This is a genomic window from Micromonospora jinlongensis (assembly GCF_013410645.1).
In the GTDB taxonomy this organism is placed as follows: domain Bacteria; phylum Actinomycetota; class Actinomycetes; order Mycobacteriales; family Micromonosporaceae; genus Micromonospora; species Micromonospora zamorensis.
In genome coordinates, this window is record NZ_JACCHK010000001.1 from 5,664,731 (window position 1) to 5,689,372 (window position 24,642).

Consider the following 24,642-nt stretch of genomic DNA (forward strand, 5'->3'; position numbering starts at 1 on the left):
GCCGTCGTACGAAAGGGAAGTTCTCATGAGCGTTGAGGTGTTCTACGACGACGATGCCGACCTCGGCCTGATCCAGGCCAGGAAGGTCGCGGTGATCGGCTACGGCAGCCAGGGTCACGCCCACGCGCTGTCGCTGCGTGACTCGGGCGTCGACGTGGTGATCGGTCTGCCGGAGGGCTCGAAGAGCCGTCCCAAGGCCGAGGAGCAGGGCTTCCGGGTCCTCACGCCGGCGCAGGCCTCCGCCGAGGCCGACGTGATCATGGTGCTCGCACCGGACACCGCCCAGCGTTCCATCTACTCGGAGTCGATCGCCCCGAACCTCGCCCCGGGCAAGGCCATCTTCTTCGGCCACGGCTTCAACATCCGGTACGGCCTGATCACGCCGCCGGCCGAGGTGGACGTGGCGATGGTCGCGCCGAAGGGCCCCGGCCACCTGGTTCGCCGCCAGTACGCCGACGGCAAGGGCGTGCCCTGCCTCGTCGCCGTCGAGCAGGACGCCAGCGGCAACGCGTTCGCCCTCGCCCTCGCGTACGCCAAGGGCATCGGTGGCACCCGAGCCGGCGCGATCAAGACCACCTTCACCGAGGAGACCGAGACCGACCTCTTCGGCGAGCAGGCGGTGCTCTGCGGCGGTGCCTCCGCACTGGTGCAGACCGGCTTCGAGGTGCTCACCGAGGCGGGTTACGCCCCGGAGGTCGCCTACTTCGAGTGCCTGCACGAGCTGAAGCTGATCGTCGACCTCATGTACGAGGGCGGCATCGCGAAGATGCGCTACAGCATCTCCGACACCGCCGAGTACGGCGACCTCTCCCGCGGCTCGCGCATCATCGACTCCCGGGTCAAGGACGAGATGCGCAAGATCCTGGGCGAGATCCAGTCCGGCGAGTTCGCCCGCGAGTGGGTCGCCGAGGACGAGGCCGGCCGGCCCAACTTCACCAAGTGGCAGGCCGAGGGTGCGGCGCACCCGATCGAGGAGACCGGCAAGAAGCTGCGCGGCATGATGAGCTGGGTCGACCGCCCGATCACCGAGACCGCCTGACCCGTCCCGCTCCGCCGACGGCCCCGGGCCGGCGCTCTCCCCAGCGCCGCCCGGGGCCGTCGGACCATGTGCCGCCCACCCCTCGACGCGTTCGACGCCCTCCGTGATCCGCGCAACATCAGGGATGTTGCGCCCTCAGGCTGCTTCGAGGCAGCAGTTTCCCTGATGTTGCGCGGATCATGGCGCCAGCGGGCGCGGGCGCGGGCGCGCACCGCACCGGTGCGGGTGGGGCGTCTTGTTTGCCGGGACCGTTTCGGCCCGGTGAACGGTCGATGTCCAGCGCCCGACCGGGCGTGTGAGAGCCCTCACCCCGAAGACCGGAACATGCCGGGCAGCAAGGCCCCTACGATCGCGGGTAGGTGCAGCAGCCGGCACCTGACGGCCACGGCACGGATCAGCGCAGGGCGCAGTGCGGCGCCCCGCCGCCCGGGCCGATCGCAAACACGACCTCTACGAGGACCGATGAATCCTGTCGTACTGATCGCCGAAGAACTCGCCCCCGCCGCCATCGAGGTGCTCGCCCACGACTTCGACGTCCGTCACGTCGACGGCACCGACCGTCCGGCCCTGCTCGCGGCGCTCTCCGAGGCCGACGCCGTCATCGTGCGCAGCGCGACCCAGATCGACGCCGAGGCGGTTGCCGCCGCGCCGCGTCTCAAGGTGGTCGCCCGGGCGGGCGTCGGGCTGGACAACGTTGAGGTGCCGGCCGCCACCGCCCGGGGCGTCATGGTCGTCAACGCGCCCACCTCCAACATCGTCTCCGCCGCCGAGCAGGCCGTCGCGCTGCTGCTGGCCGTCGCGCGTAACACCGCGAGCGCCAGCTCCGCGCTCAAGGCGGGGGAGTGGAAGCGGTCGAAGTACACCGGCGTCGAGGTGCAGGGCAAGACCGTCGGCGTGGTGGGGCTCGGTCGCATCGGGGTGCTCTTCGCGCAGCGCATCGCCGCGTTCGGCACCCGGCTGATCGCGTACGACCCGTACATCCAGCCGGCCCGCGCGGCGCAGCTCGGCGTACGGCTGGTCGGCCTGGAGGAGCTGCTGCGGGAGAGCGACTTCATCTCCATCCACCTGCCCAAGACGCCGGAGACGGTGGGGCTGATCGGTGAGAAGGAGCTGGCGATCGTCAAGCCCGGCGTTCGGATCGTCAACGCCGCCCGTGGCGGGCTGGTCGACGAGCAGGCGCTCGCGAACGCGATCGCCGAGGGGCGGGTCGCCGGCGCCGGTGTCGACGTGTACAGCAAGGAGCCGTGCACCTCGTCGCCGCTGTTCGCCTTCGACAACGTGGTGGCCACCCCGCACCTGGGCGCCTCCACCCACGAGGCGCAGGACAAGGCGGGTCTCGCCGTGGCCAGGAGCGTCAAGCTGGCGTTGCAGGGCGAGTTCGTCCCGGACGCGGTCAACGTGCAGGCCGGCGGCGTGGTCGCCGAGGACGTCCGGCCGCTGCTGCCGCTGGCCGAGAAGCTGGGCCGGGCGTTCACCGCTGTCGCCGGTGGGGTTGCCGCCAGCGTCACTGTCGAGGTGCGTGGCGAGATCGTCAGCCACGACGTGTCGGTGCTCAAGCTCGCCGCCACCAAGGGCCTGTTCAGCTCGGTGGTCGAGGAGCAGGTCACCTACGTCAACGCCCCGCACCTGGCGGCCGAGCGTGGCGTCGAGGTCACCCTGGCGACCCTGGCCGAGACGGCCGAGCAGCCCACGTTGGTGACGGTGCGTGGCGCGCTGCCGGATGGACGTACGGTCAGTGTCTCCGGCACGGTCACCCACTCCGGTGCTCGGGACGTCCTCAAGCTGACCGAGGTGGACGGCTTCGACGTGGAGATCGGCGCGGAGGGCATCCTGCTCTTCCTGCGCTACGCCGACCGACCCGGCGTCGTCGGCACCGTCGGCACCCTGCTCGGCGAGTCGGGCATCAACATCGCCGCCATGCAGGTGGCTCGACGCGAGGCGGGCGGTGAGACCCTGATGACGCTCACCGTCGACCAGGCGCTCGGCGCGGACCTGCTGACCTCGGCCGCCGACTCGATCGGTGCCACGTCGGCCAGCGCCGCCGATCTGCGCGACGAGTAGTAGACGACAAACACTGCGGGGGGCCTGGCGATTCGCCGGGCCCCTCGTCACTTCCCGTCCGTGCCGCCGGTCAGGTCAGCCGGGCAGCCGGGCCGGGGGCGGGTAGACCGAGCCGTCCTGCGGGTCGAAGAGCATCAGCCCGTTTTCACCGGCCAGCCGTTCGATGTCCAGCAGCACCTGGTCCGCGCAGGTCGGGTGCAGGTTCAGCTCGACGTGATCGTGGGCGGCGTGCAGTGGCGCCACCGCCCACGGGCTGTTCGGGCCGGGGTGGCGGTCCGGATAGGAGGCGGTGATGGCCCGGTAGAAGCTGACCACCCTCGGGTCCGGGTAACGGTCCACGTGTCGCCCCTGTCGGCAACCGTCGACCGCTGTCCGTACGTCCTCGGGCGTCGCCCCGTCCTCCAGGGCCCACACGCTCAGATCGAAACTCACGGCGGACAGCGTGCCATCCGTCGTTCACCATGTCGAAACTGCCTCGCCGCCGGGTCAACCACCGGACACCGCGGTCTCCGGTCACGACGGTCCGCTGTGGAGACTCTTGCGTCGAGTTGCGTCGATTCGCTAGCGTACGTCTGCGGTCACTGGCCGAGTTCGAGGCGCCGGCCCGTCTTCGGGTGGCGCGGTCGACGTCCGGCCCGACCGGTCCGCACCCCTCGATTGTGCGAGCCACGCGCACTCGTCGCTGACCGGCCCCCACGGTCGTTGCCGAGACCGTGGGGGCCGATCGCATCGGCCCGGCCGGCCGCCGGTGAGCGGTCGAGGTGCGAATCGGGCCCGAGCGCTGCGGGGAGACGGGCTCGCTGCGACGACGTTCTTCTCAGCGTCGGTGTGCGAACAGCGCGCGATAGTCGGAGTTGCCACGGAACCACGACAGGCCGGTGGGGCCGGCCGCGTAGAGCGCGGTGGCGTAGGCGTCGGCGATGGTGAGGTTGGGGCCCACGACGGTGGCGGCGACGAGCTGGTCGGCCGGCTCACCGGTGTGCGGGTCCACCACGTGCCCCTGCCGCCCGGTCACCCCTGAGGTGCCGACCGCTCCGGCGGTCATCTCCAACACCAGTGGGGCGCGCTCGGGTGCGGTGGGGTGGTGCACCGCGACCCGCCAGGGCCCACCGTGCGGCGCGTGGCCGCGGACGACGAGGTCGGCGCCGGTGAGGACGGCGTAGTCGTGGATGCCGGCGGCACGAAGCCGCTCGGCGGCGCGTTCGACTGCCCAGCCGCCGAGCAGACCGCCCGGGTCGAAGCCGCCGGGCACCGCCCAGGCGTCGAACCACCCGTCGGTGGCGGCGCGCATGGCCGTGCAGCGGTCCACCAGGTCGGCGAGTGGCGGGTACGAGTCGGGGCTGATCTCGCCCCTGCGCAGGCGGGAGACCAGGCTCTCCGGCCGGTTGGGACCGTAGGTGAGGTCGATGGCGCGCAGCTCCGCCACGCTGTCCCGCAGTGCCTCGCCGACGCCGCGGCGGCCGAGCCACGCGGGGGCGTTGAGCAGGAGGGTGTATTCGGCGGTCGCGGTGCGAACGGTGTGCTGCACCGCGATCCGGCCATCGGTGGCGGCGGCCGGGTCGATGCGGTGTCGGCGGCTGCCGAGTCGGAGGTCCGGCCGGCGGTTGCGGAACGTGGACGGGTCCGGCCAGCGGGTCCGCGGCTGCTCGTCGATGCGCATCGCATCTACCCCCTCGCGCTTGGCGTCGCGTCGTCGCGACGCCGATGGTCGGCAGGCCCCCGTGACCCGCTGACCACCACGGTATGCAGCGGACATGACCGCCCCATGAGTCTCAGCTGAGAGGGTGCTGTGCATCCGCGCGTCCCGAATATTGGAAGGCGCGTACCGGGAGGCGGGACACCGACGTACCGTTGCCCGGAGGAGAACCGTTGAGCAGAGGAGTGCGGTCGTGGCGCGGATCGCGGTGGTTGCCGGGGACGGTATCGGGCCCGAGGTGGTCGCGCAGGCCCGCAAGGTGCTCGACGCGGTGCTGCCCGGCGTGCAGGCCACCGAGTACGACCTCGGCGCCGCCCGCTGGCACCGTACCGGAGAGGTGCTGCCCGACTCCGTGCTGACCGAGCTGGCCGGGCACGACGCCATCCTGCTCGGCGCGGTCGGTGACCCGACGGTTCCGCCGGGGGTGCTCGAGCGAGGGCTGCTGCTCAAGCTGCGGTTCGCCTTCGACCAGTACGTCAACCTGCGCCCGTCCCGGCTCTGGCCCGGGGTCGCCGGCCCGCTTGGCAACGTCAAGCCGGGCGAGGTGGACCTGGTGGTGGTGCGCGAGGGCACCGAGGGTCTCTACGCCGGGGCCGGTGGTTCCCTGCACCGGGACACCCCCGCCGAGGTCGCCACCGAGGAGAGCCTGAACACCCGGCACGGCGTGGAGCGGGTGATCCGCGACGCGTTCGCGCGCGCCGGCCGCCGCGAGCGGCGCAAGGTCACCCTGGTGCACAAGACCAACGTGCTCACCCACGCCGGGTCGCTCTGGTCGCGCACCTTCGACGTGGTCGCCGCCGAGCACCCGGACATCGCCACCGAATACCAGCACGTCGACGCGGCGGCCATGTTCCTGGTCACCCAGCCCCAGCGCTACGACGTCGTGGTCACCGACAACCTCTTCGGCGACATCCTCACCGACATCGCCGCCGCCGTCACCGGTGGGATCGGGTTGGCCGCCAGTGGCTGCATCAACCCCGAGGGGACGTACCCCTCGATGTTCGAGCCGGTACACGGCTCGGCGCCGGACATCGCCGGGCAGGGCATCGCCGACCCGGTCGCCGCTGTGCTCTCCGCCGCATTGCTGCTGGAGCAGCTCGGGCACGCCGAGGCCGCGGCCCGGGTCAACGCGTCGGTCGCCGTCGAACTGGCCAGCCGCACTCCGGGCGTGACGCTGCGTACCGAAGAGGTCGGCGACCGGCTCGCCGCCCACGCCGTAGCCTGACCGACCCGGCCCACCAGCGACCGGCCCGGCCTCGGCCCGGCCGGGCCGCCCTGTCTCGCCCGAGCGGCGCTACCCGCTGAACGACCGTTCGGGGTAAGTTTCTGGCACAGCCAAGTCGGTGTGCGATTCCGCATGCCGTTGTCCCGCAGGGAGGTCAGCGCGATGAGCGGTGGTGACAAGCTCGACTTCGAGATCCGTCCGAATCCCGCACCGGTATCCGCCGCCGACCGGGCCGCCCTGCTGGCCAACCCCGGATTCGGCCGCGTCTTCACCGACCACATGGTCACGGTGCGTTACGCCGACGGCAAGGGCTGGTACGACGCCCGGGTCGAGGCGCGGGCCCCGATCCCGATGGACCCGGCCAGTGCGGTGCTGCACTACGCGCAGGAGATCTTCGAGGGGTTGAAGGCGTACCGGACGGCCGACGGTGGCGTGACGATGTTCCGGCCGGACGCCAACGCCGCACGCTTCGCCACGTCGGCGCAGCGGATGGCGATGCCGGTGCTGCCGCCCGAGGTGTTCGTCGACTCGCTGCACAAGCTCATCGAGATCGACCGGGAGTGGATCCCCACCGACGAGCACGGCAGCCTCTACCTGCGGCCGTTCATGTTCGCCAGCGAGGTCTTCCTCGGCGTCCGCCCGGCCAACGAGTACCTCTACATGGTGATCGCCTCACCGGTCGGCGCGTACTTCACCGGTGGCGTCAAGCCGGTCACCGTCTGGGTCTCCCCGGACTACACCCGGGCCGCGCCCGGCGGCACCGGCGCGGCGAAGTGCGGCGGCAACTATGCCGCGTCGCTGGCGGCCCAGGCCGAGGCCATCGAGGCCGGCTGCGACCAGGTCGTCTTCCTGGACGCGGTGGAGCGCCGGTTCGTCGACGAACTGGGAGGCATGAACGTCTTCTTCGTCTACGACGACGGGACGGTGGTGACCCCACCGTTGACCGGCACGATCCTGCCGGGCATCACCCGCGACGCCATTCTCGCGCTGGCCGGGGCGGCCGGGCATCAGGTCGAGGAGCGGCCGGTCAGCTTCGCCGACTGGCAGGCCGACGCCGCCAGCGGACGCCTGAAGGAGGTGTTCGCCTGCGGCACCGCCGCGGTGGTCACCCCGATCGGCGGGGTCCGCTTCCCGGACGGCGAGTTCCTGATCGGTGGCGGCGAGCCCGGCCGGGTCACCATGGCTCTGCGTCAGCAGCTGGTCGAGATCCAGCGTGGCGAGGCCGCCGACCCGCACGGCTGGGTGCAGCGGGTCTTCTGACATCCGTCGCTGCGCCGGCCCGTCCAGAGGGACGGGCCGGCGCAGTCGGACCGGCACGGCGCCCGGAACCTCGGCGGTCTACGCGTCGGCGAGCAGGTGGGCGCGGAGGGCGGCGAGCTGCTCGTCGGTCACACCGGCGTGCCGCAGGTACGCCTCGACCGAGCCGTGCCCCTCGCGCAGCTCGTCCAGGAAGATCTGCATCGCCTCGGCGGGTGAGGCCAGGAACGGCGCCGGCAGGTCCACGCCGTCCGGGTTGATGGAGGCCAGCCACGCGCTGTACCGGGCTGACGCCTCGCTGCTGAGCGCGTAGTCCGCGGTGATGTCCGCGTCGTCGACACCGAGCACGGCGAGCGTCAGCGCGCAGACGATGCCGGTGCGGTCCTTGCCGGCGACGCAGTGCACCACCACCGGGGCGTTGGCGGAGTCGGCGATCAGCCCGACGGCCTCGGCCAGCCCGGCGGTGCCGGTCCGGGCCAGGGCGGCGTACCGGTCCGCGAGGTACCGGGCCAGGCTCGCGCCCTCCTCGTGCGGCACGCCCGCCCAGTCGTCGTGCTCCGGGTGGATGTGCCGGTAGGTCAGCCCCTGGTATGCCGGCACCCGGCCGTCCCGCTCCACCTCGGTGGGGCGGCGCAGGTCGATGACCGTGCGGATGCCGATCGCGACGAACGCGTCCCGGTCCTGTTCGGTGAGGCGGTGCAGCGAGTCGGAGCGGTAGAGCCGACCACGGCGTACGGGTCGGCCACCGTGCCCGAGATAGCCGCCGGCGTCGCGGAAGTTGAAGGTGGCGGGGAGGGGGATCTGTCGGCTGTCGTCGATGGCGTCCACGCCCTCACGGTAACGGCCGGTGGGTCCGTGCCCCACCGGCCGTCGGGGCCGAACCGTCAGCGTGCCGTGCCGGGCGGAAGCGCACCGTACGTCTCGTCGTAGTAGCCGCCCAGCTGATCCCGGTAGCTCGGGTCGCTGTGGCTGGTCTCGTCGTACTCCGGGGCGGCCTTGATCTGGTCGCGGGTCCGGTCGACGGAAACGGTGCGCTGGTCGTGGTCGACCTGGTTGACGGTGCCGGCCGGCAGCATCACCTTCTTACCGAAGATCCAGGGGCCGGTGTCCACGACCAGGTAGCTGCCGTCCACCTCGTGGCTGGCGCTGTCGATCTTGCCGATTCCACCGTCGGTGGCCTCGACCTTGTAGCCGACCAGGTCAGCGTCGGCCACGCCGGCCTGGTCCCGGTAGCGCCAGGGGTCGAAAGTGCCGGCCGGCGCGCCGCCGGGCACCGTGCCCTGGTCGCCACCGCGCAGCGGATCCGGCCCGGCGTGGGTGGCGTGGGGATCGATCCTGTCCATGCCGTTCACTCCTGACTGTCGCCGATCGTCTCGGCATAGGTGGGTGCGTCCCCGCAGGAGCTACCCGTCCGCCGGGGGCCGGAAACGGCGGGAGGCCGAGGCCGCGGTGCGGCGGGAGGCCGAGCCGCGCGTGCGGCGGCGGCTCGGCGGGGCGTACGTGCGCAGGCCGGCGCTGGGGACCACGCAGGGTGACCGTCCCGCTATATGGATTGTTCCTCCCAAAACCACGGGCGGAGTGGCAGAGTTGCCATCGTGACCAGCACCGCCCTGATTATTGCGACCTAGCGCGCCGGCCCCCTCCGCCGAGCGCGCAGACCTCCCGCATCCGCGGGAGGTCTTTTTGTTGCTCCGAGAAAGGATCCTGATGACGTTCCAGGTCTTCGACACGACGTTGCGCGACGGCGCCCAACGCGAAGGGCTCACCTACTCGGTGGTCGACAAGCTGGCCGTGGCCCGGCTGCTCGACGAGTTCGGGGTCGGCTTCATCGAGGGGGGTTGGCCGGGCGCGGTGCCCAAGGACACCGAGTTCTTCCGCCGGGCGCGCACCGAACTGGACCTGCGGCACGCCGTCCTGGTCGCGTTCGGCGCCACTCGCAAGGCCGGTGTCGCGGTCGCCGACGACCCCCAGGTGCGTGCCCTGCTGGACGCGCAGACGCCGGCGGTGGCGCTGGTCGCCAAGGCCGACAGCAGGCACGTGGAGCGCGCGTTGCGCACCACCGGCGCGGAGAACCTGGCGATGATCCACGACACCGTCGGCCACCTCGTCCGCGAGGGCCGACGGGTCTTCGTCGACGGCGAGCACTTCTTCGACGGCTACCGGCACGACCCCGCGTACGGCGCGGCGGTGGTGCAGACCGCGCTGGCCGCCGGCGCCGAGCGGATGGTGCTCTGCGACACCAACGGCGGCATGCTGCCGTCCCAGGTGACCGCCGTGATCGGTGACCTGACCGACAGGCTGGGGATCGACGCCGGGCTGCTCGGCATGCACGCGCAGAACGACACCTCCTGCGCGGTGGCCAACACGATCGCCGCCGTGGAGGCGGGTGTCCGCCACGTCCAGGGCACCGCCAACGGGTACGGCGAACGCCCCGGCAACGCCGACATCTTCGCGGTCGTCGCCAACCTCCAACTCAAGCTGGGCATGCCCGTCCTACCGGAGGGCTGCCTGGCGCAGATGGTGCGGGTCTCGCACGCCATCGCCGAGATCGCCAACATCGCCCCCGACACCCACCAGGCGTACGCCGGGGCCGCCGCCTTCGCTCACAAGGCGGGGCTGCACGCGAGTGCGATCAAGGTCGACCCGTTGCTCTACAACCACGTGGACCCGTCGGTGGTGGGCAACGACATGCGGATCCTGATCACCGAGATGGCCGGCCGGGCCAGCGTCGAACTCAAGAGCCGTGAGCTCGGCCTGGACCTGGCCAGCAGCCCGGAGGCGCTGACCCGGGTCACCAAGCGGGTCAAGGAGCTGGAGGCGGGTGGCTGGTCCTTCGAGGCCGCGGACGCCTCCTTCGAGTTGCTGGTCCGCTCCGAGCTGCCGGAGGGCGGCCCGGCCCGACCGTTCACTCTGGAGTCGTACCGGGTGCTGGTCGAGCACCGCGAGGACGGCGCGGTGGTCTCCGAGGCGACCGTCAAGATCCGCGTACGCGGCGAGCGGGTGATCGCCACCGCCGAGGGCAACGGTCCGGTCAACGCGCTCGACGAGGCGCTGCGGGTCGGGCTGGCCCGGCACTACCCGCAGCTGCGCGACTTCGAGCTGGCCGACTACAAGGTGCGCATCCTGGAGGGCAGCCACGGCACCGGCGCGGTGACCCGGGTGCTGCTGGAGACCGCCAACGGCACCGGCCGGGACTGGACCACCGTCGGTGTGCACCCCAACGTGGTCGAAGCGAGCTGGCACGCCCTGGTCGACGCCCTCACCTACGGCCTGGCCCCCACCACCGTCTGAGCCCTCCCACCCCCAGCGCTGCATGTGGGGCAGCGCTGGGGGTTACCGGGTGGGGAGGGTGACTGTGGCTAGGACGGGACGGTGGTCGCTGCCGGGTAGGGCCAGCACCCTCACCGACCGGACCGCGATGCGCCTGTCGACGAGCACGTGGTCGATGGTGACCGGTGGGATGAGGTCACCGTCGTACGGGCCCCAGGTGCCGGTCAGGCCCTCTCCGGTGGCGTCGGCGGCGTCGACGTAACCGGTGCTCAGCAGGGCCCGCAGCGGGCTGTGGTCGAGGGTGGCGTTGAAGTCGCCGGCCAGGATCTGCAGGCCGCCGTCCGGGGTGGCCGGTGGTTGACCCTTCAGGTCGGCACGCCAGGCGCCCACCTGGTCCACCGCGTACGGCGCCGAGGGGTGGGCCGACTCCACGCGGACCGGGGGCGCGTCGGGGACGGCTATCGTGCCGTACGCCTGGGTGAAGCCCCAGCCGTCGAGGTTGCGCCGCAGGCCGACGTCGGTGAGCGGCCACCGCGAGTAGAGCCCGGAGCCGGGTGTGCCGATCTCCGGGTTGAGCTGACGGTGCGGCAGCAGCCCGTCGAGGCCGAACCGGTCCAGGGCCGCCTGCGCGTCCGGGGTGAACTCCTGCACGGTGAGCACATCCACCTCGTACCGCCGGACCAGGTCAACCAGGGTCCGCGCGTCGCCGGCACCGGCGAGCAGGTTGGCGGTGAGCAGTCGGACGGTCGGCCCGGCCACCGTCGGCTGCGTGGAGGCCACCGCCCGGGGTGCGACGGCACCGAGCAGTGCCACCGCCGCCACTGCCGCGAGGGCCGCCGGCCACCAGCGCCGCAGGGCGAGGGCAAGGGCCAGGGCCAGCACGCTGAAGCCCGCGACGTACGGCGTGAAGGCGAGCGCCTGCACCAGCGGACCCCGGTCCAGGCCGATCAGCCGGAGGGCTGCCCAGAGGGCGGTCGGGGCGACCACCAGCCAGCAGACCGTCGTGCGGAGCCGAGCGCTTCGGAGCCACCCCGACGTGGGCGTGGGAGAGGGTGTTGACGGAGCGTCGACGATCATGGCGCTGATCCTAGTTCAGAACACCGAAGCAATTTCGTGAATGGTAACGCGTTCATCTTTCACAATTGTTTGACGGCTGATTGACAGCTCGACAAAGTGAGATCAACTATTGACTACCGGCTTTTTTCGATGCTACGTTCCATCTGGCCTAAACGACGCAACTCTGAGTAGTAATACCAGCTCAGACGGGCTACGGGTCGTTGAGAAATCAACCTCACTGGGTGCAGGAGAAACAACTTGCCCCCGCCCTGTCGTCGTCGTGCCGCCTATTTATGGGCAGTCATCCGTCCCGCCCCGCGGGTCGGCCGAATTCGCACGGTCACACAAGGGGGACCTGTCATGAGCACATCTTTCCGACGTAAGGCGGCGGCGGTCACGTTCGCCGTCCTGGCGCTCAGCCTGGCTGGTGGGGGCATCGCTGTCGCCCAGCCGTCGGCGAAGGCGCCGCAGGAGGCCGTCCAGCCGGCGGCCCGCGGCACGAACTCCCAGCCGCCGGTCACCGCCGAGTCGGCGCGTATGGCGAAAGCCGCGCTGAAGTCGGGTGCGGCGACCACGCTGGTCGCCACCAACGTATTCACCGTCGTCAACGCCAACGGCACCAAGGCGCGCGGCACCGGCACCGTGATCAAGTACGGCGTCGGTCAGTACGAGGTGCAGTTCGGCTACACGGTCTCGGCCGGTGCCTTCCTGGCCACCATCTCCCGGTCCGACGCCTGCTGCATCCCGCCGGGTGGCGAGGTCTCGGTCGCGCCACGGCTGAGCACACCCAACGCGGTCTTCGTGCAGACCCGCAACTCGGCCGGGACCCCTGCCGACCTGGGCTTCACCCTGCTCACCCACACTCCCTGACCGATCGACGTCCGGCCCCCGCGCCACGTGCGCGGGGGCCGCACCGTGTCCGCGGCCGGCCCACCGGTCCCAGCGCAGGCAGCCAGACTCCGGCTCTGATCCCCTCGGCTTCCCGCAAGGTCCGCTTTCCGTGATCCCGAGTCGATCGGCCGTCGACGAGTGCCTCGTGCCGGTCTTCACCCTTTCGCGCGGCTCATCCCCGTTCGGGTCACCCCGGGCCGGTCCGGCCCGCACAATCCGACGTTTGCCGGCCACGTGCCCGGGAAGCAAGCACCGTGACGGACATCTCGGACACCCTGGCCAGCATGCCCAGCTCGGTCGATCCCGAGCCTGCGGGCGCCGAGCTGGAACAGACCCTCTTCGAGGTCAAACGCGTGATCGTCGGGCAGGATCGCCTCGTCGAACGACTGCTCACCGCACTGGTCGCCAACGGGCACTGTCTCCTGGAGGGGGTGCCCGGCGTGGCAAAGACACTGGCCGCCCAGACCCTCGCCACAGTGGTCGGCGGCACCTTCTCGCGGATCCAGTTCACTCCGGACCTGGTCCCCTCCGACATCGTCGGCACCCGGATCTACCGGGCCTCCAAGGAGACCTTCGACATCGAGCTGGGCCCGATCATGGCCAACCTGGTGCTGGCCGACGAGATCAACCGTGCCCCGGCGAAGGTCCAGTCGGCGCTGCTGGAGGCGATGGCCGAACGGCAGGTCTCGATCGGCGGGCGGAGCTGGCCGGTCCCGGAACCGTTCCTGGTGCTGGCGACCCAGAACCCGATCGAGTCGGAGGGGGTCTACCAGCTCCCGGAGGCGCAGCGCGACCGCTTCCTGATGAAGGTGGTGGTCGACTACCCCAGCGACGCCGACGAACTGGCCATCCTCTACCGGATGAGCACCGACCGGCCGAGCCCACGGCGGGTGCTCGACGCCCAACGGCTGCGGGACCTCCAGATCCACGCCGAGAGGGTCTTCGTCCACCACGCGCTGGCCGAGTACGTGGTGCGGCTGATCCTCGCCACCCGGGACCCGGGCCGGTTCGGTCTGCCGGAGATCGCACCGCTGCTGGCGTACGGGGCCAGTCCGCGGGCCACCCTGGGCCTGGTCGCGGCAGCCCGGGCGCAGGCCCTGCTGCGGGGACGGGAGTACGTGCTGCCCGAGGACGTCCGTGAACTCGCCGTCGACGTCCTCGCCCACCGGCTGGTGCTCTCCTTCGACGCGGTGGCCGACGGGGTGTCGGCCGAGAGTGTGGTGCGCCGACTGGTCGAGGCGGTGCCACCGCCCCGGCTGGCCAGCGGGCACCCACAGCAGGCGCCGGATCTGGCGGCCGCATGAGACGCGTGCAGGTGGCACCCGCCGCCGCGCCGGCCGACCCCGGTCTGGCCGAGCTGGCTCCCGACCAGCGGTTGCGCCGCCTGGAGCTCACCGTCACGCGCCGACTGAACGGCCTGCTGCACGGCCAGTACCGCGGCCTGCTGCCCGGACCGGGCAGTGAACCAGCCGGCAGCCGCGAGTACCGGCCAGGCGAGGACGAGGTACGCCGGATGGACTGGGCGGTGACGGCCCGTACCGCCGTTCCGCACGTCCGGCAGGTCGACGCCGACCGTGAGCTGACCACCTGGCTGTTGGTCGACGGCAGCGCCAGCATGGAGTTCGGCACCGCCGAGCTGGACAAGCGGGAGTTGGCGGTGGCCGCCGTCGCGGCGGTCGGGTTCCTGACCGCGGGCGTCGGCAACCGCCTCGGTGCCCAGGTGCTGCGCGCGGACGGGGTGCGCCGATTCCCGGCCCGCGCCGGACGTACCCATCTGCTTGCTCTGCTGCGCGCGCTGCTCGCCGCCCCGCGTGCCACCGCGCCCGGGTCGACGGCCGGGGGACAGCCCCGCCCGCCGGATCTGGCCGACGGGCTCGACGCGCTGCACCGGATCGCCAACCGGCGTGGACTGGTCGTGGTGGTGTCCGACTTCCTCGACGGGCTGCCCGACGACCCCGACAAGCAGGCGCCCTGGGAACGGACGCTGCGTCGGCTGACCGCCCGGCACCAGGTGCTGGCGATCGAGGTGACCGACCCGCGTGAGCTGGAGTTGCCGGACGTCGGCCTGATCACGCTGATGGACCCGGAGACCGGCCGCTGCCGTGAGGTGTGCACTTCGGACCGTCGGTTGCGGGAGCGGTACGCCGAGGCCGCCGCCGCCCAACGTGATCAGGTCCACCAGGCGTTGCGCCGCAGCGGGGTCACCCACCTGCCGTTGCGCACCGACAGGGACTGGAGCGCGGACATCGTCCGGCACGTCCACGCCCAACGTCGGCTGGCCGCCGCGCCAGCCGGCCACCGACGGGGAGGTGTCGCGTGATCTGGCAGTCGCCGCTGCGACTCTGGCTGCTGCTCGGCGTGGTCGCCCTGGTCGTCGCGTATCTGGTGGTGCAGCGCCGACGCAGCCGCTACGCGGTCCGCTTCACCAACCTGCGGTTGCTGGACCGGGTCGCGCCCGAGCGGCCCGCCTGGCGCCGGCACGTACCGGCCGGGCTCTTCCTGGCCATGCTGGCGCTGCTCGTGGTCGGGTTCGCCCGACCCAGCGCCGAGGTTCGGGTGCCCCGGGAACGCGCCACGGTGATGGTGGCGGTGGACGTGTCCACGTCGATGCTCGCCACCGACGTCGAACCGGACCGGTTGACCGCCGCGAAGCAGGCGGCCCGGCGCTTCGTCGAGGGCCTGCCCGACGAGTTCAACGTGGGGCTCGTCGCCTTCGCGGGCAGCGCCGCCGTGCTGGTGCCGCCCGGCACCGACCGGGGTGCCCTCGACGAGGGGATCGACCGGCTCGCCGAGGGAATCACCGGGGTACAGGGCACCGCGATCGGCGAGGCCATCAACACCTCACTCGGCGCGGTCAAGAGCCTGGACAGCGAGGCCGCGAAGGAGACGCCGCCGGCCCGGATCATCCTGCTCTCCGACGGCGCCAACACCTCCGGGATGGACCCGATGGAGGCAGCGGCGGAGGCGGTGACGGCCGAGGTGCCGGTGCACGCCATCTCGTTCGGCACACCGTCCGGGTTCGTGGACCGTGGCGGACGGCCCATCCAGGTGCCTGTCGACGGGCAGACGCTCAAGGCGGTCGCCGAGGAGACCGGCGGCATGTTCCACGAGGCCAGCACCACCGACGAGCTGCGAGCCGTCTACGACGACATCGGCAGCTCGGTCGGCTACCGCACCGAGCGGCAGGACGTCTCGGCCCGGTTCATCGGCCTCGGACTGGTGTTCGCGATGGGTGCCGCCGCCGGCTCGATGCGCTGGTTCTCCCGGCTGCCCTGATCGCGCGCACGACCGACGTCGACCGTGAGGAGTACGCATGGCAGTGCAGACCGGACTGGGCGAACCGCGTGGTCCCTGGTTCATCTCGCCGGAACTCGACCCGGACGGGCGCGGGTGGTGGGACCCACCCGAGCGGGAACCGGGCGGGCGACAGCCTGGGCGGCTGCTCGCCGTGCTGGCCGTGGTGGCGGTCTCCGCCGTCTCCGGTGCTCTCGCCGGTGGCGTGGTGGCCAGCCGGGACGGGGCTGGGGGCCCGGCTGCGGCGTCCGCCGCCCCGGTGCCGGCCGAGCTGGTCACGGCGGCGGAGCGGACCGTGCCCGGGGTGGTGTCGGTGCTGGCCGGCGGCGGCGCGACCGGCGGGTCCACGACCAGCGGGTCCGCGACCGGTTCGGGCTTCGCCGTCGACGACCAGCAGCACCTCATCACCAACGACCACATCCTGGCCAAGGGGGGCGGTGGGCCGGTGACAGTGGAGCTGCCCGACGGCCGCCGGTTCGCCGCCGAGGTGGTCGGACGGGAGCCGCGCAGCGACCTGGCCGTGCTGAAGGTGCCGGCATCGGCCGGGCTCACCCCGTTGCCCCTGGCCAAGCCGGGAGCGACCCGGGTCGGTGAGCCGGTCCTCGCCGTCGGTTCGCCGCTCGGTCTGGCCGGGACGGTCACCGCGGGCATCGTCAGCGCGTTGGACCGCGAGGTGCGGCTGGGCAACAACCGGCACAGTGCGGTGCAGACCGATGCCTCCATCAACCCCGGCAACTCCGGTGGGCCCCTCGTCAACGCCCGCGGGGAGGTGGTCGGGGTGAACACCGCCATCGCCACCATCGACGGAAACGGGTCGATCGGCATCGGCTTCGCCATCCCGATCGACCAGGTGCAGCAGACCGCCGACACGATCATCGGCAAGGGCGGCTGAGCTGCCCGGAAAGCCTCGCGGCGGGCGGTGGCAGCGCGGCCACTGTCAGATATCCGGCGGGACAGCATCGGACCATGGAAATATTACGGTCGGTATGGATACTGGCGGAGGTGGAGCGTCCTCTTCTCGCGGTCCTCCTGCTGGTGGGCCTGGTCATCGGATGTGCAGTGGGGTCGGCGTACGCCCGGGCACGACGCGGGTGGAACGATTACCAGACCGTCAAGAAATCGGTGCCGGGCGCCCGTCGAGGCGCCTGGACACTCGTCCGTGGGCTCGTCGTGAAAGCCGCGGTGATCGCGCTGCTGCTCTTCGGCGCGGTGGCGTACGCGGCGGTCGGCGCCGACGAGGAAACCGCCGGGCCGACGCCCAGCCAGTCCCCGCCGCAGAGTGAGCGTCCGCACCGATGACCCCCAGCGGGTCGTCGCGGGTTAGCCTCGGGGCGTGGACGACGGACTGCGGGTGACCGACCGGTGGGTCGTCCCCGCCGGGGAGCTGCGGGAGCGCTTCTCCCGCTCGTCCGGGCCGGGTGGGCAGGGAGTCAACACCGCAGACTCCCGGGTCGAGTTGAGCTACGACCTGGCCAACTCGCCGGCCGTGCCCGAGTGGCTGCGGTCGCGGGCACTGGCCCGGCTGGCCAACCGCCTGGTCGACGGGGTGCTGACGATCGCCGCCAGTGAGCACCGGGCCCAACTGGCCAACCGGGAGGCGGCCCGCGAACGGATGACCGCCCTGCTGCGGGAGGCCGCCGCACCCCCACCGCCGGCCCGCCGGGCGACCCGCCCGTCGCGGGGGGCCAAGGAACGCCGGCTGGCCGAGAAGAAGCGCCAGTCCCAGCGCAAACGCGACCGCCGCGCCGACGACGACTGACCGGCCAGCCCCGGCTCAGGCCGGGACGGCGGCGAGCAGCCGGTCGCGCAGCACAGCGGCCCGGTCGGCGAACCCACGTTGCGCCGCCGCGTACTCCGCCCGACCCTCCGGCGTCTCCACCCGCACCGGCGGACAGCCCAGCGCCGCCAGGTCGTACGGGCTCGCCCGCATGTCCAGCGTGCGGATCTCCCGGGCCAGCTCGAACGTGTCGGCCACCAGTTCCGAGGTGACCAGCGGGGACAGCTTGTACGCCCACTTGTACAGATCCATGTTGGCGTGCAGGCAGCCCGGCTGTTCGAGTGCGTGCTGCGTCTCCCGGGTCGGGGTGAGCAGGTTCAACGGTCGAGCCGGCGGCGTGAAGAACCGGAACGCGTCGAAGTGGCTGCACCGTACGCCGCGCTCCTCGACGACCGCGGCGGTCCGCTCCGGAGTCAGCCGCAGCGGCCAGGCGTTGTGCCGCAGCTCCTCACGGGTCTGCCGGTAGACCATCGCCCACTCGTGCATCCCGAAGCAGCCGAAGTGCGGTGCCCGCCCGGCGGTGGCCGCCAACAGGGAACGGATCCAGGCGATCGACTCGCCGCGCCGCGCCCGTACCGCATCGGTGTCGAGGGTGACCCCGGCGGTGGTGGCGCGGTAGTCCCGGCCGAACTCGGCCGGGTCGGCGTCGCGCAGCTCGACCCCGGCCCCCGGATGCCAGCGACGGAGCTGGGCCGGGCGGTGTGAGTAGTAGGTGAACAGGAAGTCGGCCACCGGATGCCGCTCACCCTTCCGTCGGCGGGCCAGGTGCGGCGTCAGCCAGACGTCCACGCGCTCCTCGTGGGCGCGCCGGCGGGCCTGCCACTGCGCCACGTCGAGCACGGCGGGGGCGAGGGCGGCGGTCACGCACCCCAGGGTACGACCGCCGCCCGAACACACCTCAGGGCATGTGCACCCGGACGCCGGCGGAGAACACCCCGCTGCGCAGCTCCAGCTGCTGGGGCGGGTCCCGCCCGTCGACGGTGAAGACCAGCGGGAGCACCATCCGGGTGCCCGCCGCCATCGGGTCGGCGAAGATGTCCCGACCCAGGTTGGCCGCCCGGGTGGCCGGCTCGTCGGTGCTCACCCAGCGCCCGCCGGGCAGGTACGCCCGTTGCAGCTGACCGTGCCAGGGCTGCTGGTCGCCGGTGACGTTGCGCACACCCACCGTGGCCTGGCAGCGTCGGCCGTTGGCCGGTGCCGCACCGCCGCCGTCGGTCTTCGCGGCAGAGCCGGGCGCGCCACATGACATCCGGTACACGGTGAACTCGAACGCCGACTCACGCAGCGGCACACCCACCGGTCCGGTGACACCGCTACCCATCCACGCGCCGCTGGTCGGCTGCTTCTGCGTGTCGATCTCCGAGACCTGCCGGGTCGCCGTCCAGCCGGCGGTGCCGATGACGCCGGCCAGCACCACGACGGCGGCACCCACCAACAACCAGACCGGCGGGGTACGCCGACGCCTCGCCGACCTCGGCACTGCCGGACGGGGATAGATCGTCCCGCGATCACCCTCCGGCCCGCCGCTGGTGGCCAGGGCGGCAGCCGTCACCCGACGCCCCCGCCGACGTCGCCACACCCACAGCAGCGCGGCGCTGACCAACAGCAGGACCGCCAGGCCGGCGAGCAGCACCGGGTACCGCCGCCAGGGCGGCGCCTCGGTGACCTCGGCCGCCGGCGCTCCCGCCGCCTGCCAGGTGGCCGTGGCGCAGTCGTACGGCCGGCTGCCGTCACCGGTGAACGCGCAGGCCGGCGCGGTCAGCGGCTGGCCCGGCGCGGTCGCGGCGAGCGCGGTGCCCAGCGTGGTGCTGCTGTGCGCCGGCAGCCGCAACCGCCAGGTCACCTCCGTGCTGGACCCGCCGGCGCTGGTGGACCGGCCGCCGGCGCTGATCGCGGTCGGCGACGAGCCGGCCGGCAGCTCCTGACGCACCGTGGTGTCCACCGGCGCGTTGCCCACGTTGCGCACCTGGATCCGGTACCTCGGCGCCGGGCTGCTCTCCGGTGCGACCGCCACCGTGACCTGTTGCGGGGGCGCCGACGCCGGTGCCCGGGAGGGTGGCGCCACCGCCGGTGGCGCCGAGGGCGGGGTGGGCTCGGTCAGCCACGCGACCACCGCGACCGGTGGCTGCGTGACGGTCGGCCCGGCGGTCCCCGCCGGTGGTCGTGCGGCGCCTGGTCGTGGCGTCGCGGCGACTGGCGGCGCCGCAGCCGATGACCGTGGCGCCGCGGTCGTTGGTTGTGGCGTGGCGGCCGGTGGTCGTGGCGTGGCCGCCGCCTCCGGGGCCGCCGACGGCAGGGCCGGCACGGCGGCGAGGATGCCGAGGCAGTGTACGAACACTGCGAGGGCTCTGTGGTGTCGTGTCGATGCAGGCATACGAACGAACCTCCGGAGCCGACGGTAGGGGCGAGTTGCCTCCGTGCGGGTACGAAGTCGGGAAGACCACCCCGGTCACCTCCTGCTCCGATAGGGTGCCGCGCTGACGTGTTGCGCACACCGCACGGCCGGTCCTGGCCGGTGGAGGTGTCGGCGGGGCTAGATTGGCCGGGTGCGTATCGCTCGTTTCGCCCATGCCAAGGGAATGTCGTTCGGTGCCGTCGAAGGCGAAGCGGGGGCCGGGCCGGAGGGCCTGACCATCGCCGAGATCGAGGGCCACCCGTTCGGCAAACTCTCCTTCAGTGGGGCCCGTTGGGCCCTTTCCGACGTTCGGCTGCTCTCGCCGATCCTGCCCAGCAAGGTTGTCTGTGTCGGCCGCAACTACGCCGACCACGCCGCCGAACTCGGCAACGACGTGCCCAAGGAGCCGTTGCTCTTCCTCAAGCCGTCCACCTCGGTGATCGGCCCCCGCGACGCCATCCGACTGCCGATCTTCTCCAAGCAGGTCGAGCACGAGGCGGAACTCGCGGTCGTGATCGGGGCGCCGGGGGCGCGCCGCGCCGACCGGGCCGCCGCCGAACGCGCCATCTTCGGCTACACCTGCGCCAACGACGTCACCGCGCGGGACCTCCAGCGCTCGGACGGGCAGTGGACCCGGGCCAAGGGCTTCGACTCGTTCTGCCCGATCGGTCCGTGGATCACCACCGGTCTGGACGTCTCCGACGTGGAGATTCGCTGTGAGGTGGGTCGCAACCCGGAGGAGATGGAGGTACGCCAGCTCGGCCGGACCAAGGACATGGTCTTCGACGTGGCGGGCCTGGTGTCGTACATCTCGCACGTGATGACTCTGCTGCCCGGAGACGTCGTTCTCACCGGCACTCCGGCCGGGGTTAGCCCGCTTGTCGAGGGGGATACGGTCACCGTGCGGATCGAGGGCATCGGCGAGCTCACCAACCCGGTGGTTCCCGTCGCCTGATCCGTCCGATGCCCCTGTTTTCGCAGCTCACGGGCGGTTCGGGGGGATCGGATTTGGCCAGTCGGCACCGGGAGGGTAAAGTTCACTCCCGGCGCCGCAAGGTGCCAATGGGGTATGGGGTAATTGGCAGCCCGACTGATTCTGGTTCAGTTAGTCTAGGTTCGAGTCCTGGTACCCCAGCGCTGCTGGAATTCGCGAGAGTTCCAGACGCTGGATTCTGACGGAGTTCGACTCCGCCCCTTCGGGGGCGGAGAGTGGTCTCTGGTAGAGTGCAGCTCCTCCGCCCGCACGGGTGGGGGAGCAAAAGCTAATTCTGGCCCCGTCGTCTAGTGGCCCAGGACGCCGCCCTCTCAAGGCGGTAGCGCCGGTTCGAATCCGGTCGGGGCTACATTGTGCACAGCCCGTCTCACCTAGTGAGGCGGGCTGTTTTGTTGTCCGCGCCGGCCCGCTGCGCGCCCGCCGTGCGCCCGCACCCCGCGATCATGCCGGCGCGACGGTGCCGCTAGACTACAGCCGTACCGCCCGCGAGGGCGGTGAACGGAAAAGTTCTGGCCCCGTCGTCTAGTGGCCCAGGACGCCGCCCTCTCAAGGCGGTAGCGCCGGTTCGAATCCGGTCGGGGCTACAACCAAAGGCTCGTCTCGCTTCGCGAGGCGAGCCTTTTCCATTCCCCGCGCCCCGCGCGCACCCCTGCCGCCGGTGATCAAGAGCTTTGCGTCACCGCTTCCGGCGTGTCGTGACGCGAACCTCTTGATCACCCGGGCTGGGTGGGGCAGGGGGTGGGCAGGGGGCAGGGGTGGGGTTAGAGGCCGGAGAGGCGTTGGCCGGCTCTCACCACTGCCATGGCGTGGCGTTCGCCGGGGCGGCGGCCCAGGCGCTCTATCGGGCCGGAGATGCTCACCGAGGCGATCACGCGGCCGGTGCGGTCGCGGATCGGGGCGGAGACGCTCGCCACACCGGCCTCCCGCTCGGCGACGCTCTGCGCCCAGCCGCGGCGGCGGACCTCGGCAAGGGTCCGGCCGGTGAACTTGCTGCGCGGCAGCAACGGCATCACCGCCTCCGGCGGCTCCCAGGCGAGCAGGATCTGGGCCGCGGAGCCGGCCGTCATCGGCAGCACAGAGCCGACCGGAACGGTGTCCCGCAGCCCGCTGGCGCGCTCCGCCGCCGCCACGCAGATCCGCTCGTCGGCGCGGCGCAGGTAGAGCTGTGCGCTCTCCCCGGTGGCGTCGCGCAGGGCGGCCAGCAGTGGCTCGGCGGCGGTGAGCAGAACGTCCGGTGCGGCGTTGGCCAGCTCACCCAGCCGGGGGCCCGGTCGCCACCTGCCCTGGGTGTCGCGCACCAGCATCCGGTGAATCTCCAGGGCCTGTGCCAGCCGATGCGCGGTGGCTCGGGGCAGCTTGGTGCGTTCAACGAGTTCGGCCAGGCTGGCGCCGTCGACGCAGGCGGCCAGGATGACCACCGCCTTGTCGAGAACGCCGACACCGCTCATACTGTGTCCCACAAGCCGAAACTTACCTCCCAGAATTTAGGATGTCCAGATGGTGGGAGTCACTCCTGAGCCGAGGACCCTGGCCGAGAAGGTCTGGGACACGCACGTCGTACGGTCCGCCGCTGGTGAGCCGGACCTGCTCTTCATCGACCTGCACCTCCTGCACGAGGTGACCAGCCCGCAGGCGTTCGACGGGCTGCGGCTCGCCGGGCGCCGGGTGCGTCGTACCGACCTGACCCTCGCGACCGAGGACCACAACACCCCGACCGGGTACGCCGACCCGGCGTTCCGCCTCCGCCGTGGTGACCTGCTCACCATCGAGGACCCCACGTCGCGTACGCAGATCGAGACGTTGCGCCGCAACTGCGCCGAGTTCGGGGTGCGGCTGCACCCGCTCGGTGACGACAACCAGGGCATCGTGCACGTCATCGGCCCGCAGCTCGGTGTCACCCAGCCGGGCATGACGATCGTCTGCGGCGACTCGCACACCGCCACCCACGGCGCGTTCGGCGCGCTCGCATTCGGCATCGGCACCAGCGAGGTGGAGCACGTGCTGGCCACCCAGACGCTCCCGCAGAGCCGGCCGAAGACGATGGCTGTGAACGTCACCGGCCGCCTCGCCCCCGGCGTCACCGCCAAGGACCTGGTGCTGGCGCTGATCACCCAGGTCGGCACCGGCGGTGGGCGCGGGCACATCGTCGAGTACCGCGGCGAGGCGATCCAGGCCCTCTCCATGGAGGGGCGGATGACCATCGCCAACATGTCCATCGAGTGGGGCGCCAAGGCCGGCATGATCGCGCCGGACGAGACCACCTTCGCGTACCTCAAGGGTCGGCCGAACGCGCCACAGGGCGCGGACTGGGACGCGGCGCTGGCGTGGTGGCGGACGCTGCCCACCGACGAGGGCGCGCGCTTCGACGCCGAGGTGACCCTGGACGCCAGCCGGGTCACCCCGTTCGTCACCTGGGGCACCAACCCCGGGCAGGGGGCGCCGCTGAGCGCGCCGGTGCCGGACCCGGAGGAGTTCACCACCGACTCGGAGCGCGCCGCCGCGCGCCGCGCCCTGGAATACATGGACCTGCGCCCCGGCACCCCCCTGCGGGAGCTGCCCATCGACGTGGTCTTCGTGGGCTCCTGCACCAACGGTCGTCTGGAGGATCTGCGGGCCGCCGCCGACGTGCTGCGGGGGCACCGGGTCGCCGACGGCGTCCGGATGCTCGTGGTGCCCGGTTCCGCCGCCGTGCGGGAGGCCGCCGAGGCCGAGGGGCTGGACAAGGTCTTCGCCGACGCCGGGGCCGAGTGGCGGTTCGCCGGCTGCTCCATGTGTCTGGGGATGAACCCCGACACGCTGAAGCCGGGCGAGCGCTCCGCCTCCACCTCGAACCGCAACTTCGAGGGCCGTCAGGGCCGGGGTGGGCGTACCCACCTGGTCTCCCCGCCGGTCGCCGCCGCCACCGCCGTGGTCGGCCGGCTGGCCGCCCCCGCCGACCTGTAGAAGGGACCGAGGAGATGGACAAGTTCACCACCCACACCGGCACCGCCGTGCCGCTGCGTCGGTCCAACGTGGACACCGATCAGATCATCCCCGCCGTGTACCTCAAGCGGGTGACCCGGACGGGTTTCGCCGACGGGCTGTTCAGCGCGTGGCGGGAAGATCCGGAATTCGTGCTCAACGATGAGAGCTATTCCGGGGCGTCGATCCTCATCGCCGGCCCGGAGTTCGGCACCGGCTCCTCCCGGGAGCACGCCGTGTGGGCTCTGCGGGACTGGGGCTTCCGTGCGGTGGTGGCCCCGCGCTTCGGCGACATCTTCCGTGGCAACGCCCTCAAGGAAGGTCTGTTGCCGGTCGAGTTGGAATTGAAAGCCGTCGAAGAGTTGTGGGATCTGGTCGAGTCGGATCCGACCACCCCGGTGACCGTCGACCTGACCGCCCGCCAGCTCCGGGCGGGGGACGCCAGCTGGTCGTTCCCGCTGGACGACTTCAGCCGTTGGCGGCTGCTGGAAGGCCTGGACGACATTGGACTCACCCTTCGGCACGCCGCCGACATCGACTCCTACGAGGCGCGCCGACTGCCGTTCCTGCCCTCCGTGGCATAGCCGTACGCCCGCTCACACAGCATTTCCACCCCCATCGGTCCAACCGGTGGGGGTGAATCCGTTACGACACAAGGGCTTTTTTCTACCGAATGTTTGTGTCTCGGCAGCACAGGGCATAACGTGCGCGCAGAATGGCTCGCGT

At 71.8% G+C, this 24,642-nt stretch carries 23 protein-coding genes and 3 tRNA genes; 18 read left to right on the plus strand and 8 right to left on the minus strand.

Translation table 11 applies throughout. The features are described from left to right. Positions 1-25: 25 nt before the first annotated feature. Together ilvC and serA are read left to right on the plus strand one after the other, a co-directional pair. On the plus strand, positions 26-1,039 hold the full coding sequence (ilvC, locus tag HNR22_RS25535; protein WP_088946550.1) for a ketol-acid reductoisomerase: 1,014 nt from the start codon (positions 26-28) through the stop codon (positions 1,037-1,039). Between the two features lie 462 nt (positions 1,040-1,501). Then, on the plus strand, positions 1,502-3,100 hold the full coding sequence (gene serA / locus HNR22_RS25540; RefSeq protein WP_141908176.1) for a phosphoglycerate dehydrogenase: 1,599 nt from the start codon (positions 1,502-1,504) through the stop codon (positions 3,098-3,100). Between the two features lie 75 nt (positions 3,101-3,175). Here serA and HNR22_RS25545 read toward each other — a convergent pair whose 3' ends face one another. Further along, complete coding sequence (locus tag HNR22_RS25545; RefSeq protein ID WP_179782484.1) at positions 3,176-3,532, minus strand: hypothetical protein; 357 nt, start codon at positions 3,530-3,532, stop codon at positions 3,176-3,178. 385 nt (positions 3,533-3,917) lie between these two features. Continuing rightward, entirely contained in the window at positions 3,918-4,760 is an 843-nt protein-coding gene (locus HNR22_RS25550) for an FAD:protein FMN transferase (RefSeq protein WP_179782485.1), read from the minus strand. A 229-nt stretch (positions 4,761-4,989) separates the two neighbouring features. Here HNR22_RS25550 and HNR22_RS25555 point away from each other — a divergent pair, with 229 nt between their 5' ends. Next, positions 4,990-6,021 (plus strand): 3-isopropylmalate dehydrogenase, encoded by a 1,032-nt coding sequence (locus tag HNR22_RS25555; RefSeq protein ID WP_179782486.1) that lies wholly within the window; start codon positions 4,990-4,992, stop codon positions 6,019-6,021. Positions 6,022-6,183: 162 nt separating this feature from the next. Continuing rightward, positions 6,184-7,281 (plus strand): branched-chain amino acid aminotransferase, encoded by a 1,098-nt coding sequence (locus tag HNR22_RS25560; RefSeq protein WP_088946555.1) that lies wholly within the window; start codon positions 6,184-6,186, stop codon positions 7,279-7,281. 78 nt (positions 7,282-7,359) lie between these two features. Here HNR22_RS25560 and HNR22_RS25565 read toward each other — a convergent pair whose 3' ends face one another. Together HNR22_RS25565 and HNR22_RS25570 are read right to left on the minus strand one after the other, a co-directional pair. Continuing rightward, entirely contained in the window at positions 7,360-8,106 is a 747-nt protein-coding gene (locus tag HNR22_RS25565) for a tyrosine-protein phosphatase (protein WP_343059961.1), read from the minus strand. Between the two features lie 56 nt (positions 8,107-8,162). Further along, the gene (locus HNR22_RS25570; protein ID WP_088951510.1) at positions 8,163-8,621 is read right to left on the minus strand and encodes a hypothetical protein; all 459 of its coding nucleotides are present in this window, start codon (positions 8,619-8,621) and stop codon (positions 8,163-8,165) included. A 364-nt stretch (positions 8,622-8,985) separates the two neighbouring features. Here HNR22_RS25570 and cimA point away from each other — a divergent pair, with 364 nt between their 5' ends. Beyond that, positions 8,986-10,569 (plus strand): citramalate synthase, encoded by a 1,584-nt coding sequence (cimA, locus tag HNR22_RS25575; protein ID WP_179782488.1) that lies wholly within the window; start codon positions 8,986-8,988, stop codon positions 10,567-10,569. A 42-nt stretch (positions 10,570-10,611) separates the two neighbouring features. Here cimA and HNR22_RS25580 read toward each other — a convergent pair whose 3' ends face one another. Next, complete coding sequence (locus tag HNR22_RS25580; protein WP_179782489.1) at positions 10,612-11,625, minus strand: endonuclease/exonuclease/phosphatase family protein; 1,014 nt, start codon at positions 11,623-11,625, stop codon at positions 10,612-10,614. A 339-nt stretch (positions 11,626-11,964) separates the two neighbouring features. Here HNR22_RS25580 and HNR22_RS25585 point away from each other — a divergent pair, with 339 nt between their 5' ends. The 7 genes from HNR22_RS25585 to arfB all read left to right on the plus strand — a co-directional run bounded on the left by HNR22_RS25585 (position 11,965) and on the right by arfB (position 17,548). Beyond that, positions 11,965-12,474, plus strand: coding sequence for a hypothetical protein (locus HNR22_RS25585; RefSeq protein WP_179782490.1), 510 nt, complete (start codon positions 11,965-11,967; stop codon positions 12,472-12,474). Between the two features lie 275 nt (positions 12,475-12,749). Further along, positions 12,750-13,799, plus strand: coding sequence for an AAA family ATPase (locus tag HNR22_RS25590; protein ID WP_179782491.1), 1,050 nt, complete (start codon positions 12,750-12,752; stop codon positions 13,797-13,799). Beyond that, positions 13,796-14,815: a DUF58 domain-containing protein gene (locus tag HNR22_RS25595; RefSeq protein WP_179782492.1), complete on the plus strand. Its 1,020-nt coding sequence runs from the start codon at positions 13,796-13,798 to the stop codon at positions 14,813-14,815. Before HNR22_RS25590 ends, HNR22_RS25595 begins: the two co-directional genes overlap by 4 nt. After that, positions 14,812-15,771, plus strand: coding sequence for a VWA domain-containing protein (locus tag HNR22_RS25600; RefSeq protein WP_179782493.1), 960 nt, complete (start codon positions 14,812-14,814; stop codon positions 15,769-15,771). The genes HNR22_RS25595 and HNR22_RS25600 overlap by 4 nt, the downstream gene beginning before the upstream one ends. Before the next feature lie 37 nt (positions 15,772-15,808). After that, entirely contained in the window at positions 15,809-16,681 is an 873-nt protein-coding gene (locus HNR22_RS25605) for a S1C family serine protease (protein WP_179782494.1), read from the plus strand. A gap of 110 nt (positions 16,682-16,791) precedes the next feature. After that, positions 16,792-17,088, plus strand: coding sequence for a hypothetical protein (locus HNR22_RS25610; RefSeq protein WP_179782495.1), 297 nt, complete (start codon positions 16,792-16,794; stop codon positions 17,086-17,088). 34 nt (positions 17,089-17,122) lie between these two features. Next, positions 17,123-17,548: an alternative ribosome rescue aminoacyl-tRNA hydrolase ArfB gene (arfB, locus tag HNR22_RS25615; RefSeq protein ID WP_099851126.1), complete on the plus strand. Its 426-nt coding sequence runs from the start codon at positions 17,123-17,125 to the stop codon at positions 17,546-17,548. A 15-nt stretch (positions 17,549-17,563) separates the two neighbouring features. Here arfB and HNR22_RS25620 read toward each other — a convergent pair whose 3' ends face one another. After that, a complete protein-coding gene (locus HNR22_RS25620; RefSeq protein WP_179782496.1) occupies positions 17,564-18,430 on the minus strand; it encodes a 3-methyladenine DNA glycosylase in 867 nt (288 codons plus the stop codon). A 34-nt stretch (positions 18,431-18,464) separates the two neighbouring features. After that, a complete protein-coding gene (locus HNR22_RS25625; protein WP_179782497.1) occupies positions 18,465-19,940 on the minus strand; it encodes a hypothetical protein in 1,476 nt (491 codons plus the stop codon). Positions 19,941-20,112: 172 nt separating this feature from the next. Here HNR22_RS25625 and HNR22_RS25630 point away from each other — a divergent pair, with 172 nt between their 5' ends. The 4 genes from HNR22_RS25630 (at position 20,113) to HNR22_RS25645 (ending at position 21,539) form a co-directional block, all read left to right on the plus strand. Next, positions 20,113-20,916 (plus strand): fumarylacetoacetate hydrolase family protein, encoded by an 804-nt coding sequence (locus HNR22_RS25630; RefSeq protein WP_179782498.1) that lies wholly within the window; start codon positions 20,113-20,115, stop codon positions 20,914-20,916. 108 nt (positions 20,917-21,024) lie between these two features. After that, positions 21,025-21,096 (plus strand) — tRNA-Gln (locus tag HNR22_RS25635). A 135-nt stretch (positions 21,097-21,231) separates the two neighbouring features. Next, positions 21,232-21,304: transfer RNA gene (locus HNR22_RS25640), tRNA-Glu, on the plus strand. A gap of 162 nt (positions 21,305-21,466) precedes the next feature. Beyond that, a tRNA-Glu gene (locus HNR22_RS25645) sits at positions 21,467-21,539 on the plus strand. A gap of 177 nt (positions 21,540-21,716) precedes the next feature. Here HNR22_RS25645 and HNR22_RS25650 read toward each other — a convergent pair. Next, entirely contained in the window at positions 21,717-22,403 is a 687-nt protein-coding gene (locus HNR22_RS25650; protein ID WP_007456408.1) for an IclR family transcriptional regulator, read from the minus strand. Between the two features lie 49 nt (positions 22,404-22,452). Between HNR22_RS25650 and leuC the strand changes: the two genes are divergently transcribed. Both leuC and leuD read left to right on the plus strand, forming a co-directional pair. Further along, a complete protein-coding gene (gene leuC / locus HNR22_RS25655; protein WP_179782499.1) occupies positions 22,453-23,898 on the plus strand; it encodes a 3-isopropylmalate dehydratase large subunit in 1,446 nt (481 codons plus the stop codon). 14 nt (positions 23,899-23,912) lie between these two features. Next, entirely contained in the window at positions 23,913-24,500 is a 588-nt protein-coding gene (leuD, locus tag HNR22_RS25660) for a 3-isopropylmalate dehydratase small subunit (RefSeq protein WP_179782500.1), read from the plus strand. The last annotated feature ends 142 nt before the right edge of the window (positions 24,501-24,642 follow it).

Excerpts from the sequence above, each read along its gene's own strand:
- ilvC (WP_088946550.1), top strand. The coding sequence starts at position 26 with ATGAGCGTTGAGGTGTTCTACGACGACGATGCCGACCTCGGCCTGATC.
- serA (WP_141908176.1), top strand. The coding sequence starts at position 1,502 with ATGAATCCTGTCGTACTGATCGCCGAAGAACTCGCCCCCGCCGCCATC.
- HNR22_RS25550 (WP_179782485.1), bottom strand. The coding sequence starts at position 4,760 with ATGCGCATCGACGAGCAGCCGCGGACCCGCTGGCCGGACCCGTCCACG.
- HNR22_RS25560 (WP_088946555.1), top strand. The coding sequence starts at position 6,184 with ATGAGCGGTGGTGACAAGCTCGACTTCGAGATCCGTCCGAATCCCGCA.
- HNR22_RS25570 (WP_088951510.1), bottom strand. The coding sequence starts at position 8,621 with ATGGACAGGATCGATCCCCACGCCACCCACGCCGGGCCGGATCCGCTG.
- cimA (WP_179782488.1), top strand. The coding sequence starts at position 8,986 with ATGACGTTCCAGGTCTTCGACACGACGTTGCGCGACGGCGCCCAACGC.
- HNR22_RS25580 (WP_179782489.1), bottom strand. The coding sequence starts at position 11,625 with ATGATCGTCGACGCTCCGTCAACACCCTCTCCCACGCCCACGTCGGGG.
- HNR22_RS25585 (WP_179782490.1), top strand. The coding sequence starts at position 11,965 with ATGAGCACATCTTTCCGACGTAAGGCGGCGGCGGTCACGTTCGCCGTC.
- HNR22_RS25595 (WP_179782492.1), top strand. The coding sequence starts at position 13,796 with ATGAGACGCGTGCAGGTGGCACCCGCCGCCGCGCCGGCCGACCCCGGT.
- HNR22_RS25605 (WP_179782494.1), top strand. The coding sequence starts at position 15,809 with ATGGCAGTGCAGACCGGACTGGGCGAACCGCGTGGTCCCTGGTTCATC.
- HNR22_RS25625 (WP_179782497.1), bottom strand. The coding sequence starts at position 19,940 with ATGCCTGCATCGACACGACACCACAGAGCCCTCGCAGTGTTCGTACAC.
- HNR22_RS25650 (WP_007456408.1), bottom strand. The coding sequence starts at position 22,403 with ATGAGCGGTGTCGGCGTTCTCGACAAGGCGGTGGTCATCCTGGCCGCC.
- leuC (WP_179782499.1), top strand. The coding sequence starts at position 22,453 with ATGGTGGGAGTCACTCCTGAGCCGAGGACCCTGGCCGAGAAGGTCTGG.
- leuD (WP_179782500.1), top strand. The coding sequence starts at position 23,913 with ATGGACAAGTTCACCACCCACACCGGCACCGCCGTGCCGCTGCGTCGG.